Source organism: Arthrobacter sp. Y3221048, from assembly GCF_059092685.1.
Map to the genome: position 1 here is coordinate 1 of NZ_JBNHHX010000003.1, position 19,685 is coordinate 19,685.

16 protein-coding genes are annotated in these 19,685 nt (G+C 67.9%); 1 reads left to right on the forward strand and 15 read right to left on the reverse strand.

The annotated features are described in order from the left end of the window. Positions 1-503: 503 nt before the first annotated feature. The 12 genes from tyrS to argC form a co-directional block, all read right to left on the reverse strand. Positions 504-1,811, reverse strand: a complete 1,308-nt coding sequence (gene tyrS / locus AC5RVS_RS08925; protein ID WP_493988225.1) for a tyrosine--tRNA ligase — start codon at positions 1,809-1,811, stop codon at positions 504-506. A gap of 13 nt (positions 1,812-1,824) precedes the next feature. Then, the gene (locus AC5RVS_RS08930; protein WP_494107883.1) at positions 1,825-4,083 is read right to left on the reverse strand and encodes a HelD family protein; all 2,259 of its coding nucleotides are present in this window, start codon (positions 4,081-4,083) and stop codon (positions 1,825-1,827) included. Positions 4,084-4,208: 125 nt separating this feature from the next. Beyond that, positions 4,209-4,715 carry an adenine phosphoribosyltransferase gene (locus AC5RVS_RS08935; protein WP_493977814.1) on the reverse strand — a complete coding sequence of 169 codons (507 nt, stop codon included), beginning with the start codon at positions 4,713-4,715 and terminating at the stop codon, positions 4,209-4,211. Positions 4,716-4,757: 42 nt separating this feature from the next. After that, the gene (locus tag AC5RVS_RS08940) at positions 4,758-5,387 is read right to left on the reverse strand and encodes a DNA-3-methyladenine glycosylase (protein ID WP_493988223.1); all 630 of its coding nucleotides are present in this window, start codon (positions 5,385-5,387) and stop codon (positions 4,758-4,760) included. Continuing rightward, positions 5,387-6,376 (reverse strand): SRPBCC domain-containing protein, encoded by a 990-nt coding sequence (locus tag AC5RVS_RS08945; RefSeq protein WP_493988222.1) that lies wholly within the window; start codon positions 6,374-6,376, stop codon positions 5,387-5,389. The genes AC5RVS_RS08940 and AC5RVS_RS08945 overlap by 1 nt, the downstream gene beginning before the upstream one ends. A 104-nt stretch (positions 6,377-6,480) precedes the next feature. Beyond that, positions 6,481-7,932: an argininosuccinate lyase gene (argH, locus tag AC5RVS_RS08950; RefSeq protein ID WP_494107884.1), complete on the reverse strand. Its 1,452-nt coding sequence runs from the start codon at positions 7,930-7,932 to the stop codon at positions 6,481-6,483. 131 nt (positions 7,933-8,063) lie between these two features. After that, entirely contained in the window at positions 8,064-8,579 is a 516-nt protein-coding gene (locus AC5RVS_RS08955) for an arginine repressor (RefSeq protein ID WP_493988252.1), read from the reverse strand. A gap of 5 nt (positions 8,580-8,584) precedes the next feature. After that, positions 8,585-9,544, reverse strand: coding sequence for an ornithine carbamoyltransferase (gene argF, locus AC5RVS_RS08960; RefSeq protein WP_494107885.1), 960 nt, complete (start codon positions 9,542-9,544; stop codon positions 8,585-8,587). Further along, positions 9,541-10,836, reverse strand: a complete 1,296-nt coding sequence (locus AC5RVS_RS08965; RefSeq protein ID WP_494107886.1) for an acetylornithine transaminase — start codon at positions 10,834-10,836, stop codon at positions 9,541-9,543. Before AC5RVS_RS08965 ends, argF begins: the two co-directional genes overlap by 4 nt. Further along, positions 10,833-11,741, reverse strand: a complete 909-nt coding sequence (gene argB, locus AC5RVS_RS08970; RefSeq protein WP_493988218.1) for an acetylglutamate kinase — start codon at positions 11,739-11,741, stop codon at positions 10,833-10,835. Before argB ends, AC5RVS_RS08965 begins: the two co-directional genes overlap by 4 nt. A gap of 9 nt (positions 11,742-11,750) precedes the next feature. Then, complete coding sequence (argJ, locus tag AC5RVS_RS08975) at positions 11,751-12,902, reverse strand: bifunctional glutamate N-acetyltransferase/amino-acid acetyltransferase ArgJ (protein ID WP_494107887.1); 1,152 nt, start codon at positions 12,900-12,902, stop codon at positions 11,751-11,753. Continuing rightward, complete coding sequence (gene argC, locus AC5RVS_RS08980; RefSeq protein WP_493988216.1) at positions 12,899-13,930, reverse strand: N-acetyl-gamma-glutamyl-phosphate reductase; 1,032 nt, start codon at positions 13,928-13,930, stop codon at positions 12,899-12,901. The genes argJ and argC overlap by 4 nt, the downstream gene beginning before the upstream one ends. Positions 13,931-14,110: 180 nt before the next feature. On the opposite strand from argC, the gene AC5RVS_RS08985 reads away from it, so the two are divergent. Further along, the gene (locus AC5RVS_RS08985; protein ID WP_494107888.1) at positions 14,111-15,076 is read left to right on the forward strand and encodes a quinone oxidoreductase family protein; all 966 of its coding nucleotides are present in this window, start codon (positions 14,111-14,113) and stop codon (positions 15,074-15,076) included. A 118-nt stretch (positions 15,077-15,194) separates the two neighbouring features. Here the strand turns inward: AC5RVS_RS08985 and AC5RVS_RS08990 are convergent, their stop codons facing one another. The 3 genes from AC5RVS_RS08990 to pheS all read right to left on the reverse strand — a co-directional run bounded on the left by AC5RVS_RS08990 (position 15,195) and on the right by pheS (position 19,607). After that, the gene (locus AC5RVS_RS08990; protein ID WP_493988214.1) at positions 15,195-15,905 is read right to left on the reverse strand and encodes a 4'-phosphopantetheinyl transferase family protein; all 711 of its coding nucleotides are present in this window, start codon (positions 15,903-15,905) and stop codon (positions 15,195-15,197) included. 83 nt (positions 15,906-15,988) lie between these two features. After that, complete coding sequence (pheT, locus tag AC5RVS_RS08995) at positions 15,989-18,532, reverse strand: phenylalanine--tRNA ligase subunit beta (RefSeq protein WP_494107889.1); 2,544 nt, start codon at positions 18,530-18,532, stop codon at positions 15,989-15,991. Positions 18,533-18,536: 4 nt separating this feature from the next. Further along, entirely contained in the window at positions 18,537-19,607 is a 1,071-nt protein-coding gene (pheS, locus tag AC5RVS_RS09000; RefSeq protein WP_494107890.1) for a phenylalanine--tRNA ligase subunit alpha, read from the reverse strand. Positions 19,608-19,685 lie beyond the last annotated feature (78 nt).

Consider the following 19,685-nt stretch of genomic DNA (forward strand, 5'->3'; position numbering starts at 1 on the left):
ACACACCACAGGGGCGGCACGCCACGGCACTTTCAACCAATAAAAAATTGGTATCAACAAACTTGGCACACTATTGAGTTCTCAAACAACAGGAGCAAACGAATACTTTTCAGAAAGAATTTCTTCCGAGATTCTCTTTGTTTTTCTTCGTTGCGATGTTTCTACTTTATTCCATCCCTTTTCTTTCTGTCAAATCCGCGTTTCCGCTTCATTTACCTAAAGAAAAGGCACGAACCCATCACAAAAAACCAGCTAATTTGCCTGCGCACTCGGGCGCATGACAGTCGCTGTCATTTTATCGAAGGGGCTTGCCGCGTTTCCTGCCGGCTGTTTCACAACCAGCGGCGGCGACTCAGAAAACATTACACGGCACCGGCGCGGCCCGCAAATCGCCGGTGGGTGACACCCGCCACTGATGCCGAAGGGCCCGCGGCCTCCCTTTAACACGGGAGACTGCGGGCCCTTCGACGTGGCCGGGGCTGACGTTTCGAACGCCGGCGAAATCAGGCAGACACTTCGACCATGGCGAGCGTTCGCTTCCCGCGGCGCATCAACAGGTATTTGCCGTGCAGGAGCTGTTCACTCCCGACCGCGGCGTCCGGATCGGTAATTTTTTGGTTATTGACATAGGCGCCGCCCTCGGCGACGGTCCGTCGCGCCGCGGAATTGCTGGCGGCCAGACCCGACCGGACCAACAGGTCGATGATGCCGGTGGTATCGGCACCGGTGACTGCGCTGGGCAGCTCGGCAGTGGCAGCGATAAGAGTCGCTTCGTCCAGCTCGGCCAGGTCGCCCTGCCCGAACAGGGCCGAAGAAGCGGCGATAACCTTGTCGGTGGCTGCGGGGCCGTGCACAATCGATGTCACGTCATAGGCCAAGGCACGCTGTGCCTCGCGGGCATGCGGCCGTTCGGCCACGGCGCGCTCAAGCTCTTCGATTTCTTCGCGGGAGCGAAAGGTAAAGACCTTGAGCCGCTGGACGACGTCCGCGTCGGCCGTATTGAGCCAGAACTGGTACATGGCGTACGGGCTGCACATGTCAGCATCCAGCCAGATGGCATTGCCCTCGCTCTTGCCGAACTTGGTTCCGTCCGAGTTCGTGATCAGCGGCGTGCCGATGGCGTGAACGGACTGGCCTTCCACCTTGCGGATCAGCTCGATACCGCTGGTGAGGTTTCCCCACTGATCCGACCCGCCGGTCTGCAGGATGCAGCCGTACTGCCGGTACAGCTCCAGGTAGTCCATGCCCTGCAGGATCTGGTAGCTGAATTCCGCGTAGCTGATCCCCTCCTCTGAGTTCAACCGGGACGCGACGATGTCCTTCTTGACCATCGTCCCGACGCGGAAGTGCTTTCCGATGTCGCGCAGGAAGTCCAGCACACTCATCGGGGCTGTCCAGTCCAGATTGTTGACCATGCGCGCGGGGTTCGCACCGTCGAAGTCCAGGAAACGCTGCACCTGTCCCTTCAGGCGGTCCACCCACTCGGCGACGGTTTCCTTGGTGTTCATGGTGCGCTCGGCGGTGGGCCGAGGATCGCCGACCAGCCCGGTGGAACCGCCAACAAGGCCCAGCGGCTTGTGCCCCGCCAGCTGCAGCCGCCGCATGGTCAGCAGCTGGACCAGATTGCCCAGGTGGAGGCTTGGAGCGGTGGGGTCGAAGCCGCAGTAGTACGTGATCGGGTCCCCCGCCAGCAGCTTCTCCAGTTCGGCTTCGTCGGTCGAAACATGGATAAGGCCGCGCCACTTCAGTTCCTGCCAAACGTTGGCAAAACCAGGGTCGTTGCGTTGGGAAGCGAGAAACGTATTAGTCACGGTTACCAAATTATCAGCCTTCAATGCCCTCGGGGACGTCGCCTTCGGCCAGCAGCCGGAGCCGCTGGGTCGGACGGGTCATGGCGACATAGAGATCCCCGACGCGGCCGCCGACACGGTGCAAAAGCTCGGCCGGCTCAAGCACTACGACGGAATCGAACTCCAGGCCTTTCGCCTCCTGCGGACCGAGCACGCTGATGTCCTGTTCCATCCCACCGGCACCCCCGCCCACGCGTGCCCCGTAGGCTGCGGTCAGCGCATCCCGGACCTCCGGCAGGCGGTGGTCGGAGGCAATGACAGCCAACAGACCGCCGTCGGCAGCAGCAAGCTCCTCGGGCATGACCTCCAGAAGCCGTTCGACCATGCGGCCCTCCGGCACCCGGTCCACTACCGGTGACCAGCGGCCGTCCCGCACCGCCTTCGGGGCCGACACGACCAGGCCCGCAGCGTTGGCCATCCGGACGGCCGCCTGCGCAATCTGGGAAGGCGTGCGGTAGTTCACCGTCAGTTCTTCAAGCTGCCAACGGTCGCCGGCGAACGGCTCGAGTGCCTGTTGCCACGATTCCGCGCCGGCAGCCGAACTCGTCTGGGCGATATCGCCGACGACGGTGAACGACTTGAGCGGACAGCGGCGCATCAGCAGTCGCCACTGCATGGCCGACAACTCCTGCGCCTCGTCAACCACGATGTGGCCGAAGGCCCAGGTGCGGTCGACGGCGGCCCGTTCGGCAGCCGTGAAGCGGGTCTGCTGCGCCTGGTTGTAACCGGCCAGGTCCTCGGCGCTGACCACGCCGTCGATCCCGATGTCACGCAGCATCTGGTCGACGTTCCGCAGCGACTGTTCGGCATTGGCGACGTCGCGGGCCCGCTCCGCATCCCGCTGGGCCTTGTCACGCCCGCCCGAGGCGTCCATGTCGCCAAGCAGCTCCGCGGCTTCATCGAGCAGCGGCACGTCGGCTTCCGTCCACGGCGCGTCCGCGGGGCGCAGCAGCAGATTGCGTTCGGCTTCCGTCAGGTCGGGGGCGGCTGCCGCGAGGTGGGCCGGCTTGCTGAGCAGTTCTCCGATGAGCTTTTCCGGAGTCAGCGGCATCCACGCCAGGTTCAGTGCCACCCTCACATCGCGTGAAGTGCGCACGTCTTCGACAAGGTAGGCGCGGTCGGCGTTGTTGCCCGGTCCGGACGATTTCTCCAGTGCCTCACCCAACTGGTCCGCCAGTTCGCGCAGCAGGATCTTCACGAACGTGACCCGGGCGGCGTTGTGTGGTTTGCCGGTCGCCCGTGCCCGGTCGCGTGCCCGTGCCACTTGGCGCGGTGTCAGGGTCAGCATGGTCCCTTCGACGTTGAGCTTGCGCGGTTCCGCCGGGAGTCTCTGGCGGTTGGCTACTGCGTTGGCGACGACGTCGGCCATGGCCAGGCGGCCCTTGATCTCGGCCACGGCGGGGTTGCTCTCGGACACGGCCCGGATCCCGGGCATGAGGCCGCCCAGGGTGGACATAACCACGCCGGTCTCGCCCAGCGAGGGAAGCACACGCTCGATGTACTTCATGAAAGAGTTCGACGGTCCCACCAGCAGCACGCCGGCGGACTTCAGCCGTTCGCGGTGCGAATACAGCAGGTACGCCGCCCGGTGCAGGGCGACGGCGGTCTTGCCCGTTCCGGGACCGCCCTGAACCACGAGGATCCCCGACATCGGGGCCCTGATGATGCGGTCCTGTTCGGCCTGAATGGTGCCGACAATGTCGGACATGGCACCGGTCCGCTTCGAATTCAGCGCCGCCAACAGGGCGCCTTCGCCCTGCAGGGTGCCGCCCTCGGCGAGCATGGTCGAATCCAGCACGTCGTCTTCGATGCCCTTGACCTGGTGCCCCTGTAAAATCAGATGGCGGCGCCGTCGAACACCCAGCCGTTCAAAGGCCGTCGCCTGGTAGAACGCCCCGGCTTCCGGCGCCCGCCAGTCGACCATCAACTGCTGCAGATCTGCTGTGCTGAGTCCGATTCGTCCGATGTAGCGACGGTCGCCGTCGTCCAGATCGAGTCGGCCGAACACCAACCGGTCATCCACGGCGTTCAGCTGCGCCAGCCGGTCCTCGTACATCGTCGCGAACGCGTCACGCTCGGAAATGTTCTGCATGCTTCCCACCGCACCGCTGCTGCGGACGCGGGCCAACTGTTCCTGTTTTTCGGCGCGCAATTCTTCCAGCCGGCGGTACAGCCCGGCCACGTAGGCGCGCTCAATTTCAAGCTCGGCATGGGCCGAAGGCGATTCAGGCATACGTGTTTTCCCTCCCCAAAAGGCAGACCGTCCATTCTACTACCGGCGCGGTAAATTTTCTTCCGCCAGGACGGCCCTGGGCGGGCGGGCGCGGGCCCTTTCGCCAAGGGCGCATAAGGGGGTGGCTATTCACGCACCAACGAGCGGATGCGGTGCCCGGTCAGGGCAGACCTGCCCCGCAGGGCCGAGAGTTCGAGGACCACGCCGAATCCGGCAACTTGCACTCCGGCCCGTTCGAAAAGACGGCAGGCCGCACCGAGGGTCCCGCCGGTGGCCAGCACATCGTCCAGAATCAGCACGCGCGAACCCGGCACCAGTTCGTCGGCATGGATTTCGAGCGTGGCCGTGCCGTACTCCAGTGCATAATCTTCCGAGATCGTCCTGCGCGGCAGTTTGCCTTTCTTGCGCACGGTGATGACCCCTGTGCCGGAGGCGTACGCGGCCGCGGCCGACAGCAGGAATCCGCGCGCCTCGACGCCGGCGACGGCGTCGAACTGGCCCTCGAACGGGTCGATCAAGGCGTGCACCAAGGCGTGCAGCGCCTCGCCGTCGGCAAATACAGGAGTCAGGTCCCGGAAGATGATCCCTGGCTTCGGATAGTCCCGAACCGTTTCCGAAAGACGGTTGACCATGGCTTCAACTGATTCGCGGGGGCGTTCATTCACCCGTCTACCCTACCCGCTGCCGGCGCGCCGCCGCGGCTTCGCGGCCCGGTACTGCGAGACCGTCGGGTCCCCTTCGAGCCAGAAACGCCACGGGTAGGCGGCGGTGCCGCCCTCGCCGCTGACGCCCACCCGCGGCCCGGTCCGCACATGCTGATGGGATGCCCGGACCGCCGGTCGTGCCAGTTCCAGTTCCCCCTCGGTGAAGGCCCGGCCGTTGTCCTCCAACGTAAGCCCCAGCGCAGTGGCCAGCCGGGCCGGCCCCCGTGCCAATTCCGCGTCGTTCTTGGCCGAGGCGCGCCGGCTTCTGGCAAGGTCAAGGCCTTGCGTGATCTCACCGGCGCGGAGCAAGGCACCGGTGGCCTGGCCCTCATGGCCGCACACGATATTCACGCAATGGTGCATGCCGTAGGTGAAGTAGACATAGATGTGGCCGGGCGGGCCGAACATCGCCTTGTTGCGGTTCGTCGGACCGCGGAAGCCATGCGATCCCGGGTCGTGCTCGCCCATGTAGGCCTCTACCTCGGTAAGCCGCACGGCTACCGTTCCCTCGGACGTGGTGTGTGTCAGCCGGGCGCCGAGCAGCCCCGGAGCAACATCCACGGCGGACCGGCCGAGCCAGTGAAGTAAGGCTGCGTCCACTAGGCTGGCTGCGCCCGCTGGTAGAAGCGGGTTAAGGCTTCGAGCCGGTGGGCCGAATCATGCACATGACCGCCGGCAAGCACCGTGGCGAGGGCATCCAGCCGCGCATGCCAGCGGGCCATCAGGCTTTCCGGCGAAATCTCCCGCCCAACGTTGTGCACCAGCAGCAAACGGGTCTTGCCGTCGGCCGGTTCCAGCATCCAGTGCACGGTCCCGGTGCCCTCCGGAGCCGTCCAGGTGTAGTCGAGCCGGCTGTCGGCGAGCACATACTCCACGTCCCCGTTAACCGTGCGTTCCGGCAGGTTGAATTCGACGGCACCGCCAACCTGCAGCTCCACGCGACCGGGACCCAGCCACCTGCCGAGCAGATCCGGCTCCGTCAGGGCCGCCCAGACCTGGGTTTGGGCGGCATCAAGCAACCGATCGAAGCGCAGGCTGGTGCGTCCCGAATCCCTTTCGGCGGTGCCCATCGAATGCGATAGCTGGTACTGGCGGGAATAGGCTTCCCGCAGCCGCGTCCATCGGTCGGGCTCCAGATCCGGCGGCCGCCCGGCCGCGACAGCGCCGAGCGCGTCCAGGATTGTTTGCCAGCCCGCGCTGCCTTCGGTGAGGAAGTCCGGCCCCTCGGCGCGGGATCGGAACTGCAGCAGGGTCCCGCCGTCGCTCTCCAGCACCCGCCATTCGATGACCGCCTCCTGCCCCAGCTCGTCCTCCCAGCTGATCTGCAGGCTGAGCGGCGGATTCAGCTGCAAGACCGTGCCGCTGGTGACGCCACCGCCCAGATCCAGCTCGTAGGTATGGCCCAGCTGCCAGTCGGCGTCAAGCGTGCCCAGCCATTTGGCGACCTTGTCCTTTTCCGCCAGCAGGCTCCAGATGTAGCTGCGCGGGTAATCGAGCTGTCGGTCGAAGGCCAGGACGTAGTCTCCGTCAACCCGCTCGATCCGTCCCTCCGGCACCAGCTTTTCCTCGTCCTGGCTCAGCGTCGACATGCCTGCTCCCTCGGCTCAGTGGCTCTTGACCCGTCGCTTCACAAACTACCGCAGCACCATTTGCTACCGGCTGGTAACTTACCCCGCGCCGGCCGTCGGCCGGTTCAGGGGCGGCCGCCGGAGGCGTAGCGCCGCGCGCTTTCCAGCCCTGTTTCAAGCGCCGCGATCTGGGCGGCCACGGCGGCCGGCGCGGTGCCGCCCTGCGAGCTGCGGCTGGCCAGCGAACCTTCAACCGTGAGCACTTCGCGCACCTGCGGAGTCAAGTGCGGGGAGATGGCGGCGAATTCCTCGTCCGTCAGGTCCCAGAGTTCCACTCCGCGGCTTTCGGCCTGTTTGACGGCGGCGCCGGAAAGTTCGTGTGCCTCCCGGAACGGAATGCCTTGCCGGACCAGCCATTCGGCGATGTCGGTGGCCAGCGCGAAACCCTGCGGGGCCAGCGCTTCCAGCCGCTCGGTATTGAAGCCCAGGGTTTCGATCATGCCGGCGACCGCGGGCAGCAGTAGCTCCAGGGTGTCGGCCGCGTCAAAGACCGGTTCCTTGTCTTCCTGCAGATCACGGTTGTAGGCCAGCGGCAGGCCCTTGAGGGTGGCCAAGAGCCCGGTCAGGTCGCCGATCAGCCGGCCGGCCTTTCCGCGGGCCAATTCCGCGACGTCCGGGTTCTTCTTCTGCGGCATGATCGAGGAGCCCGTGGAGTAGGCGTCGTCCAGGGTCACGAAGGAGAATTCCTTGGTGGCCCACAGGATGACTTCTTCCGATATCCGGGACAGGTCCACGCCGATCATGGCTGCCACCCAGCTGAATTCGGCAAAGACGTCCCGCGAGGCAGTCCCGTCGATCGAGTTCCAGGCCGCGGATTCAAAGCCGAGGTCCGCCGCGACGGCGTTGGGGTCCAGGCCGAGCGAGGAACCGGCCAGGGCCCCGGAGCCGTAGGGAGAGACGGCCGCCCGCTTGTCCCAGTCCGCCAGCCGCTGGACGTCCCGCAGCAGCGCCCAGGCGTGGGCCAGCAAATGATGGGACAGCAGCACCGGCTGCGCGTGCTGGAGGTGCGTGCGGCCGGGCATGGCGACATCCGGATGCCGGCGGGCCTGGCTGAGCAGCGCGTCAATGGTTGCCAGCACGCCCCCCGCAATGATCCGCGCATGGTCGCGCAGGTACATGCGGCCCAAGGTGGCAATCTGGTCGTTGCGGGACCGCCCGGCACGAAGCTTGCCGCCCAGCTGCGCGCCCGCCCGTTCGATCAGCCCGCGCTCGAGGGAGCCGTGCACGTCTTCGTCCGACTCGGCCGCCACATACGCGCCCGACCGCACGTCGTCGTCGAGCTGGTCCAGGGCTGCGAGCATGCCTTGCAGTTCGGCGTCGTCCAACAATCCGGCCTTGTGCAGCACCCTGGCGTGGGCGCGGGAACCTGCGATGTCGTACTGTGCCAGGCGCCAGTCGAAATGCGTGGACTTGCTCAGCGCGGCCAGGGCATCGGCCGGGCCACCGGCGAAGCGGCCGCCCCACAGGGCGCCCTCGTTGGTGTGCCCTGCCCCCGTGCTCTTCGGTTCCTGCGTCACGTTATGTCTTCCCTTTCCGCCAGGTTGCCCTGGTGACGGTTCCGCACCCTGCCGTGCCGGCCGCGGAGATGGCTGGTTGCGCCGGCTTCCGCGCCGGCTGCCGCAGTTGCTGCTGCGACTAGGTTATTGGGTCAGGCGTTGCGCGAGGATTCGTCGGCAAACTGCAGGAACCGCGCGGCGAGCGCCGCTCCGCCGGCCGGGTCCCGTGTCACCAGCAGGACGGTGTCGTCGCCCGCGATCGTGCCCAGAACCGACGGCATGACCGAGTGATCGATGGCCAGCGCCAGGAAGTTGGCGGCCCCCGGCGGTGTCCGCAGGACCACCAGGTTTGCGGAGGCCTCGGCGGTGACCAGCAGGTCGGCACAGAGCCGGGCCAGCCGGGCGTCCAGGATCTCCTGGGTCACGCCGCTCTGCGGTGCGCGCTCCCCGCCCTCGCTGGGCACCGCATAGATCAGCCCGCCGTCCTGGCCGCGCACCCGTACCGCGCCCAGTTCCACCAGGTCCCGCGAGAGCGTGGCCTGGGTGACCTGGACCCCCTCGTCCGCCAGCCGTGCGGCCAGTTCCGCCTGCGAGCGCACCGACTCGCCGGTGAGGATCGCGGTGATCTTGGCCTGGCGGGCGGTCTTGGTGGCCGGCATCGTGTTCATCGCCGTCAGCTCCCGGCCAGGGGAGCCAGCGACGACTTGTCCATCAGCCATGCCATGAGCGCCTTCTGGGCGTGCAGCCGGTTCTCCGCCTCGTCCCACACCACCGACTGGGGGCCGTCGATCACCTCGGCGGCGATCTCGTAGCCCCGGTAGGCGGGGAGGCAGTGGAGCACGACGGCGTCGTCAGCCGCCAGTTTCAGGGCCGCCCGGTCCACGGCGTAATCCTTGAACAGTTCCTGCCGCTCCGCCTTCTCGTCTTCCTGCCCCATCGAGACCCACGTGTCCGTGGCGACGACGTCGGCCTCCGCCAGCGCCTGCGCGGGATCCGTAGTGATCTGTACCGATCCGCCGGTTTCGGCGGCGCGTGCTTCGGCTTCGGCCACGACCGATGCGTCCGGGAGGTGTCCGGCGGGTCCGGCGATCCGCACGTGCATCCCCGCCGTCGCGCCCGCGAGCAGGTACGAGTTGGCCATGTTGTTGGCGGCATCGCCCAGGTAGGCCATGGTGAGGCCGGCCAGCTTGCCTTTGTGTTCCTGGACCGTCAGCAGGTCAGCCAGCAGCTGGCAGGGGTGATAGTCGTCGGAAAGCGAGTTGATGACCGGCACACGGGAGATCGCCGCCATCTCCTCCAGCCCGGCATGGGCGTAGGTCCGCCAGACCACCGTAGAGACCATTCGTTCCATTACCTTGATGGTGTCGGAGACGGACTCTTTGTGTCCCAGCTGTGATTCGCCGGGGTTGATGACCAGCGGCACGCCGCCCAGGTCCGCGATCCCGGCGGCGAAGGACACCCGGGTGCGCGTGGAGGTCTTGTCGAAGATCACGGCAACGGTCTGACGGCCGGCCCCGTCTCCGGCGTACGGCTGGTAGCGGTAGGGAAACTGCTTCATCTCAGCGGCCAGCTGCAGCACTTCCGCCTGCTCGGCCGGGCTGAGGTCGGTGTCCTTCAGGAAGTGGCGGGTCATGTTGCGTCCTTGCTGGTTGCGGCGGCCCGGGCAGCCGCGGTGGTCAGGATGTCCGGCAGCGCGGCGGTGAACCGGGCGGCCTCTTCGGCGGTCAGGATCAGCGGCGGAGCCAGCCGCAGCGTGCGCGGACCGGGGTTGTTGATGATGAAGCCGGCCTCCAGCGCGGCAGCCACCGCGGCGGCGGCGATGTCGGCATCCAGGTCGATGCCGATCAGCAGGCCCTCGCCGCGGACCTCGACGACGTGTTCCGTGCCGGCCAGGTCCGCGCGCAGCCGCTCCCCGAGCCCGGTCACATGAGCCAGCAGCCCGCGCGACTCGATGGCGTGCAGCGTCGCCAGGCCGGCCGCCGTCGCCACCGGGTTGCCGCCGAACGTGGTGCCGTGCTGGCCCGCCGTCAGGAGCTGCGAGGTTGCTGCGCCGAAGGTGATCAACGCGCCGACCGGCAGCCCGCTGCCCAGGCCCTTGGCCAGGGTGATGGCGTCCGGGAGGATCTGCTCGCCGCCGGCCACTGCGCCCTGGAACGCGAACCAGTTGCCGGTGCGGCCGACGCCGGTCTGCACCTCGTCCAGGATCAGCAGCGCGCCCGCGGCCTCGGTAAGTTCGCGGGCCGCCTTCAGATAGCCCTGGGGCAGCGGCCGGACGCCCACCTCCCCCTGGATTGGTTCCAGCACCACGGCGGCCACGGACTCGTCGACGGCGGCGCGGAGGGCGTCCTCGTCACCGAAGGGCAGGTGGACCACACCGCCGGGCAGCGGTTCGAACGGTTCGCGGTAGGACTGCTTGGCCGTCAGCGCCAGGGCCCCCATGGTCCGGCCGTGGAACGCCCCCTCGAGGGCAAGGATTTTGGTCCGGGTGGGACTGGAGTTGCGCCGGGCCAGCTTGAACGCCGCTTCGTTGGCTTCGGTGCCGGAGTTGGCAAAGAACACCTTGGAACCGGCCGGAGCGGCGGCGAGCTGCAGCAACCGCTCCGCCAGCGCAATCTGTGCCGGGCTGGTGAAGAAGTTCGAGACATGGCCGAGGGTGGACAGCTGGGCGGCCACGACCCCGGTCAGGAACTCGTCCGCATGGCCCAGGGCGTTCACGGCAATTCCGCCGAGCAGGTCGAGGTATTCCCCGCCGTCCGCGTCCCAGACGGTGCAGCCCTTGCCACGGACCAGGACGCGCTGCGGGGTTCCGAAGACCCCCATCAGCGACTGGCGGTACTTCTCCAACAGCTGCTCATTGTCCAGGCCTTCCAGTCCTTCCAGCCCGGCGAGGCCGGCAGCCGGGGAAACGGTATGTGTGGTGTTCATGCTGCGTCTCCGTCCGGAACGACCTGGGTGCCGATGCCGGCTGCGGTAAAGATTTCCAGCAGGATCGAGTGCGGCATCCTGCCATCGACGACGGCGGCCCGCTCCACTCCCCCGTCGACCGCCTTCAAACAGGCTTCCATCTTGGGAATCATGCCGGACTGCAGCCGCGGCAGCAGCTCGCGCAGCTCCCCCGCCGTCAGCGAAGAAATCAAGGAGGACTTGTCCGGCCAGTTGGCGTACAACCCCTCGACGTCGGTGAGGATGACCAGCCGCGAGGCGTGCAAAGCGTCCGCGACAGCAGCGGCCGCGGTATCGGCGTTGACGTTGAGCACTTGGTTGGTGCCTTCGCCGTCGCCGCCGATTTCCGGTGCCACGGTGGAGATCACCGGGATGCGCCCGGCGTCGAGCAAATCCAGGATGGCGGACGGATTGACGCCCACCACTTCGCCGACCAGGCCCAGGTCGACGTCTTCGCCGTCCACCACGGTGCCGGTGCGCACTGCCTGCAGCAGCCCGCCGTCTTCACCGGAGAGGCCCACGGCGTACGGCCCGTGCGAATTGATCAGGCCCACCAGTTCCCGGCCGACCTGTCCGGTGAGCACCATGCGCACCACGTCCATGGCTTCGGGCGTGGTGACCCGCAAGCCGCCCTTGAACTCTGACTCGATGCCCAGCCGGGAGAGCATGGCGTTGATTTGCGGGCCGCCGCCGTGGACGACCACCGGCTTGATGCCGGCGTGGTGGAGGAAGACGATGTCTTCGGCGAACGCCTGCCGCAGTTCGTCGTTGACCATGGCGTTGCCGCCGTACTTGATCACCATGGTGGTTCCGGCGAACCGCTGGATCCACGGCAGGGCCTCGATCAGCGTGGCCGCCTTGTCCTGGGCCATCAGCATTGTGTTCATCGTCGGTCCTCAGCTGGAGTAGGCGGAGTTCTCATGCACGTACTCGTGCGTGAGGTCATTGGTCCAGATGGTTGCGGTTTCGCTGCCGGCGTTCAAGTCGATCACCACGGCCACGTCGCGGCCGTTCAGGTCCACCAGGTCGCGCGGTTCGCCCACACCGCCGTTTCGGCAGACCTGCACGCCGTTCATGCTAACGTTGAGCTGGTCCGGCTCGAAGGCGGCGTCGGTCGTGCCCACCGCGGACAGCACGCGGCCCCAGTTCGGATCCTTGCCGAAAATGGCGGTCTTGAACAAATTGGAGCGGGCCACGGCGCGGCTCACGGTTTCCGCATCCCGCTCGGAAGCCGCGTTTATGGTCGTGACCGCGATGTCGTGGCTGGCGCCCTCGGCATCGGTGATCAGCTGCCGGGCCAGATCCGCGCAGACGCCGGTCAGCGCAGCCGTGAAGTCTTCCAGTGCGGGAAGTGTCCCGGAGGCGCCCGAAGCCAGCAGCACCACGGTGTCGTTGGTGGACATGCAGCCGTCGGAATCGGTCCGGTCGAAGGTCAACCGCGTGGCCTCGCGCAGCGCCGCCTGGAGCGCCGGCGGCGCCAGTTCGGCATCCGTGGTCATGACCACCAGCATGGTGGCCAGGCCCGGGGCCAGCATGCCGGCGCCCTTGGCCATGCCGCCGATGCTGTACCCGCCGCCGGTGAACAGGGCCTGCTTGGACACGGAATCGGTGGTCATGATGGCTTCGGCCGCGTCGGCGCCGCCGTCGTCGGACAAGGCCGCTGCCGCCGCTTCGACTCCCGGCAGCAGCTTGTCCATCGGCAGCTGCTCGCCGATCAGCCCGGTGGAGCACACCACCACGTCGCCCGATGAAATTCCGAGCAGGTCTGCCGTTTTCTCGGCGGTGGCATGGGTGTTCTGGAAGCCCTCGGCCCCGGTGCAGGCGTTGGCGCCGCCGGAGTTGAGCACGACCGCGTCCGCCCGGCCATCGCCGACGACCTGCCGTGACCAGTGCACCGGTGCGGCCGCCACGCGGTTGGACGTGAAGACGGCCGCCGCCGCGCGCTGCGGTCCGTCGTTGACCACCAGGGCGACATCGGGCTTGCCGGAGGCTTTCAGGCCGGCGGTGGCACCGGCGGCGCGGAATCCCTTGGGTGCGGTAACGCTCACGGTGCAATCCCCTGGTGGGTCAGGCCGGCGGTCTCGTCGAGGCCGAGGGCGATGTTCATGGACTGGATGGCGCCGCCGCCGGTTCCCTTGGTGAGGTTGTCGATGGCGCAGGTGACGACGGCGCGGCCCGCGTGCTCGTCGAAGGCCAACTGCAGCACGGCGTGGTTGCTGCCCTGCACTGACTTGGTATTCGGCCACTGGCCCTCGGGCAGCAGGTGCACAAAGGGCTCGTCCGCGTAGGCGGATTCCCAGGCGCTCCGCAATGCCTGGGCATCCGTACCGGGCTTGACGCGGGCGGTGGCCGTGGTCAGGATGCCGCGGCTCATCGGCGCGAGGGTCGGGGTGAACGAGATCGTGACCGCCTCGCCGGCGGCGGCCGAGAGCCCCTGCTCGATTTCCGGAGTGTGCCGGTGGCCTCCGCCAACCCCGTACGGGCTCATGCCGCCCATGACTTCCGAACCGATCAGGTGCACCTTGGCGGACTTGCCGGCCCCGGAGGTGCCGGAGGCAGCGACAATCACCACGTCGCCGGGCTCCAGCAGCCCGGCCGCAAAGCCCGGAGTCAGCGCCAGCAGCGAACTGGTCGGATAGCAGCCCGGGACGGCGATCCGGCGGGCGCCCCGCAGCTTCTCCCGGTGGCCGGGAAGTTCGGGAAGGCCATAGGGCCAACTGCCGGCGTGGGCGGTGCCGTAGAACTTCTCCCAGGACACCGGGTCGACCAGCCGGTGGTCCGCGCCGGCATCCACCACCAGCGTGTCTGCCGGCAGCGCGGCGGCGATGTCCGCGCTGGCACCGTGCGGCAGCGCCAGGAACACCACGTCGTGCCCGGCCAGGTTCGCGGCGGTTGTGTCGACCAGGATTTTGTCCGCCAGCGAATGCAGGTGCGGCTGCAGTTCCCCCAACCGCGAGCCGGCATTGCTGTGCGCGGTAATGGCTCCGATGGAGACCTCGGGATGGTTCGCCAGCAGGCGGAGGACCTCGCCGCCCGCGTAACCGCTGGCACCGGAGACTGCAACCTTGATTGTCATGGCATCCAGCATACAGCAAAATTATGCAGCAGACAGGATATTTATGCAGGAGCGGCGCCGACGGAGCGGGCTAGCGGGACGCGGCACGGCAGCGCCTACGATGGTTTCAGAGCCGGCCGGCCCGCCGTGGCCGATTCCTGCCGGCACCGACAGCCCCGAGCACGTTTAAGGAGACCCTACATGGCCAAGGCAATCGTGGCCGCCGCTCCCGGCGGTCCGGAAGTACTGCAACTGCGCGAGGTCGACACGCCGCAGCCTGGCCCGGGCCAGCTGCTGGTGAAAGTGGCCGCGGCAGGTGTGAACTTCGTCGAGACCTATGAGCGCAGCGGCGTCTACAACGTCCCATTCCCCTACACACCCGGCTCCGAAGCGGCCGGCACGGTCGAAGCCGTCGGCGCCGGCGTCGACGGCTTCGCCCCCGGCGACCGCGTCGCCTTCGCCGAAGGCGACCGCACCTACGCGGAGTACACCGTGGTCTCCGCAGAGGCCGCGCTCCCGGTGCCGGAGGGCGTCGCCGACGATGTTGCGGCCGCCATCCCGCTGCAGGGCATGACGGCGCATTACCTCATCAACTCCAGCTTCAGGGTCCAGCCCGGCCAGACGGTGCTCACCCATGCGGGTGCCGGCGGCGTAGGCCTGATCCTGACACAGTTGCTCAAAGCCAAGGGCGCCCGGGTGATCACCACGGTTTCCACCGACGAGAAGGAAGAACTGGCCCGCAGCGCGGGGGCGGATGAAGTCCTCCGCTACGACGATTTTGCCCGGAAGGTGCACCAACTGACCGCCGGGACGGGCGTGGACGTGGTCTACGACGGTGTCGGCAAGGACACCTTCGACGGTTCAATGGCCAGCCTGCGTACCCGCGGCATGCTCGTGCTGTTCGGCGGCGCGTCGGGCCAGGTGCCGCCGTTCGACCTGCAGCGGCTCAACCACGCCGGATCGCTGTTCGTCACCCGCCCCAAGCTGGCCGACCATCTGCTGACGCCACAGGAACGGCGCTGGCGTTCCAGCGAATTGTTCGACGCCGTCCTGTCCGGCCGCCTGGACATCCGGATCGGCCGAACATATTCCCTCGCCGAAGCAGCGCAGGCACACGAGGACCTGCAGGCCCGCCGCACCACAGGCAAGCTGCTGCTGGCCCCGTAGCCCCCAGGTGCCGGCAACGCCCGCGGCTCGTCGGCTGCGCGGGCGTTCCCGGCGCTGGTGGGTGTGCGGATACCGCGGCGGGCGGGAGGACGGGCCGAGCGGCTGCCGCCCTGGCCGTTCAGCCGTGGACTGCCACGGTTTCCCGGTAGGTGATTTTCGGGTCGGCCGACCCGCCCACCGCCAGCGCCGCGGCGAGACCGGGGGGCACGTCCCCGCCGGCATCCGCCAGCGTGAGGTCCAGCAGTTGCAGCCCGGGACGGTCCCCTGCTTCCCCGGGCCAGCCGGACAGCTCGGGTTCACCGTCGGCACCGGCGACGCCGATCGTATCCGGTGAGAGCCGCAGGCCATGGCCGGTCGACTTCAGCACGGCCTCTTTCCTGGTCCACAGCCGGGCCCGCAGCAGGCGGGGGTCGGCTGCCCGTTCCACCAGGGTCCGCTCCGATTCGGTGAGCATGACGGCATCGATGTTGTCCTCCGGCCGGAAAGCGTCCGCCCAGGCGTCTTCGATGTCGACTCCGAGCAGCACGGGCCGGAAGGACAGCGCGGCCAGCAGCCAGCGGCCCGAGCGGGCGTAGCTCAGGCGGGCGGGCGCCGGAGCACCGTCCAGCAGCAGCTGCGGCTGGCCATGCCGGCCATCATTGCCCCGCGGGCATTGGCGGCAGTCGAAGGCGAGCCGCATCCGGTCGGCGTCGACGTTCAGTTCCTGCGCCGCCAGCAGGCGGACGGCTTCACGGGTGCGCGCGCGGATGCTGGGACGCCGGTCCGGCTCGCTGGCGGCCGGGAACCCGTTTTGCAGCTGCACCAACTGCAGTATCACCTGGGCCTTCATGCGTTCCTTTTCCCTTTCCCCCACGACGGCGGGGCCCACCTGCGTCGGTGGGCCCCGCCGTCGTCATTCATGGCAGTAACCGGTTACCGCTGAACGGCACCGCAGCGGGCTGCGGCCAGTTCCACGGCCTGCGCCCGTGCCGCGGAGGCCTCGTCGGCGGTCAGCGTGCGGTCATCCGCCCGGAACCTCAGCCCGAACGCCAGCGATTTCTTTCCGTGCTCGATCCCGGTGCCCGAATAAACGTCGAACAGGGCTACATCTTCCAGCAGTTCGCCGGCGCCTTCCCGCAGCGCCTCGCGGACCGCCTCGGCCGGGATCGACGAATCGACGACCAGCGCTACGTCCTGGGTGGACACGGGGTAGGTGGACAGGTGCTTGGCCACGATCACGTCCGCGGCGGCCTCAAACAGCGCCTCCCCGTCCAGTTCCATGACGGCGGTGCGCGCCGGCAGGTCCCAATCCTGGAGCAGCTTCGGATGCAGCTCGCCGGCGTAGCCGACCACCTCGCCGGTGCGCAGCGACAACTGCGCGGTGCGGCCCGGGTGGAAGGCCTGGTGCTGTCCCTGGGCGACGACCAGTTCAACGCCGAGGACGTCGCCGACAGCCAGTGCGGCGTCCAGAGCGTCCGACCATTCCCAGTGGCGGGGTGTGAACCCTGCGCCCGGTGCCGCCTCGTGCCCGATCAGGACCGCGGCCACGTGCCAGGGCTGGTCAGGGATCCCGGCCTGCAGTTCCTCGAGCACCTCGTCCGATGGCTTGGCGCCCAGCGGAGGCAGGATCGAGGACCCGGTCTTGTCGCCGGGCAGGAACACCAGGCCGCCTTCGTACAACGCCAGGTCGCGGAAGCCGCGGGAATGGTTACGGCGTGCGGTCTCCAGCAGGCCCGGCAGCAGGCTGGTGCGCAAGTACCCGAATTCGGCGGAGATCGGATTCGCCAGCTTGACGGCGGCGACCCCGGACCCGGCCTCGGGAGTTCCGAAGGTTTCGTTCTGCCCGGTGGAAACGAACGGGTAGCTGAGCACCTCGGTCAGGCCGGCGTCGGCCAGCGACTGCAGCACGCGGCGGCGCTGCTGCTGGCCACGGGTCAGGCCACGGCCGGGCGGTGCCACCGGCAGGGTGGCCGGAATACGGTCGTAGCCCACCAGCCGGGCGATTTCCTCGACCAGGTCCTCCTTGATGGCCAGGTCGGGACGCCAGCTGGGCGCCGTGACGCGCAGGCCGCCGTCGTACGCTTCGATGGAAGCGCCGACGCCGGTGAGGGCGGATTCAATCTGCCCCGCGGTGTACTCGAAGCCGATGAGGCGGGAGGCGAACCCGTCGGGCAGGTCGATCTCGACCGGCGCCGGACGCGCCCCGGCATCCGTGGCGGTGGTGTCGGCGGTGCCGCCGGCGAGTTCGACCAGCAGGTCCACGGCACGCTGAGCTGCCTCATCCGCGATTTCCCAGTCCACTCCGCGCTCGTTGCGCCGGGAGGCCTCCGACGGCAGCTTGTGCCGGCGGCGGGTGCGGCCCATGGAGACGTCGTCGAAGTGGGCGGACTCAATCAGCACATTGGCGGTTCCGTCCCCGACCTCGGTTTCGGCACCGCCCATCACGCCGGCCAGGCCGATGGCGCCGCGGTCATCGGTGATCAGCAGGTCCTCGGTGGAGAGCCGGCGCTCCTTGCCGTCCAGGGTCACCAGGGTCTCGCCCGGATTGGCCCGGCGCACCACGATGGGGCCCTGAAGCTTGTCCGCATCGTAGAAATGCAGCGGCTGGCCCAGTTCCAGCATCACGTAGTTGGAGATGTCCACGACCAGCGAGATGGAGCGCATGCCGGCCAGGCGCAGCCGGGAGGCCATCCACTGGGGCGTAGGCCGCGACGGGTCGACGCCGCGGACCGTGCGCGCCACGAAGCGGTCGCAGCCGGGCTTGCCGTAGACCGGAGCCTGGTCTACGAGCCGGACGGGGTGGCCCTCGCCGGTTGCTTCGGCGACATCGACCCGGCTGGCCGGATCGATGAATTCGGTGCCGGTGGCGAGCGCGTATTCGCGGGCCACGCCACGAATGGAGAAGCAGTAGCCGCGGTCCGGCGTCACGTTGATCTCGGCCGCCTCGTCGGTCAGGCCGAGCAGTTCCATCGCGTCGGTGCCGATTTCGGGGTCGAGGCCCAGCCTGGAGAGCACGATGATGCCGTCGTGGTCGTCGCCGATGCCGAGTTCCCGGGCGGAGGCGATCATGCCGGCGGAAGTGTGCCCGTAGGTTTTGCGCGGAGTGATCCGGAAATCCCCCGGCAGCACGGCGCCGGGCAGCGTCACCACGACCTTGTCGCCAACCTCGAAATTGTGGGCCCCGCAGACGATGCCCTGCACGCCGGACGGGTCGATGCCGTCGCCGGCGAGCGGCTGTCCGGCGCCTTCGGGCGCTACACGGACGTGGCACCAGTTGATGGTCTTGCCGTTTGACTGCGGCTCCTTGACCAGGTCGAGGACCTGGCCCACCACGATCGGCCCGGAGATCGAATCGGACGGACGGTGGACGTCCTCTTCTTCGAGCCCGACCTTGACGAGGTCGGCCATGACGTCCTCGGCGGTGGCGTCTGCGGGAACCTGCGCGTACTCGCGCAGCCAGGAAAGGGGAATACGCATAGTTCTAGATCTCCATCCCGAAGTGCTGGCTGAAGCGGATGTCGCCTTCGATCATGTCGTGCATGTCCGGGACGTCATTGCGGAACATGAGGGTGCGTTCGATCCCCATGCCGAAGGCGAAACCGGAGTAGACCTCCGGATCGATGCCGGCAGCGCGCAGCACATTGGGGTTGACCATGCCGCAGCCGCCCCACTCGATCCAGCGGGGGCCGCCCTTGGCACCCGGGTGCCAAACGTCCATCTCGGCGGAGGGCTCGGTGAACGGGAAGTAGGCCGGGCGCAGGCGGATCTTGGCCTCGGCACCGAACATCTGGCGCGAGAAGTGCTCCAACGTGCCGCGCAAGTCGGCCATCGTGAGCCCCTTGTCCACGGCCAGGCCTTCAAACTGGTGGAAAACAGGCGTATGTGTCGCGTCCAGCTCATCGGTGCGGAATGTCCGGCCCGGGCACAGCACGTACACGGGCAGGTCCCGTTCCAGCATGGAGCGGACCTGCACCGGCGATGTGTGGGTCCGCAGCACCAGATGGGCTTCCGGTGGCTCCACGAAGAAGGTGTCCTGCATCTCCCGTGCGGGGTGGTCCGGCTTGAAGTTCAAGGCGTCGAAGTTGAACCACTCGGATTCCACCTCGGGCCCCTCGGCGACCTCCCAGCCCATGCCAACGAAGATGTCGCTGACCCGTTCCTGCAGCGTGGAGAGCGGGTGCCGGGCACCGGGACGGCGGCGGCGCGGAGCCGCGGTAACGTCCACGGCCTCCTCGACGAGGATCTGCGCCTCCCGTTCGGCTTCCAGTTCGGCGGTGCGGGCGGCCAGCGCCTGGTTAATGCGCCCGCGGGCCGGACCCACGATCTTGCCGGCGGCCGCTTTGTCCTCTTTGGCCAGCTTGCCGATTTCGCGGTTGGCCAGGCTGAGCGGGGATTTCTCGCCGGTGTGGGCGAGCCGGGCAGTCTTGAGCCCGTCCAGGTCGGAGGCAGCCTTAAAAGCCATCACTGCCTGCTCGACGGCGGCGGCAACCGCGGCTTCGTCGAGGGGGCTCGGCACGGGCGGCTCCTGGGCTGGGGGTGTCACGTCAGACATGTGCTGTGGGGACCTCGGATTAGGTTAAAGGGTTTCTGCCCGCGCACGGGCAACCAGTCCAGTCTAGTTCACGGGCAG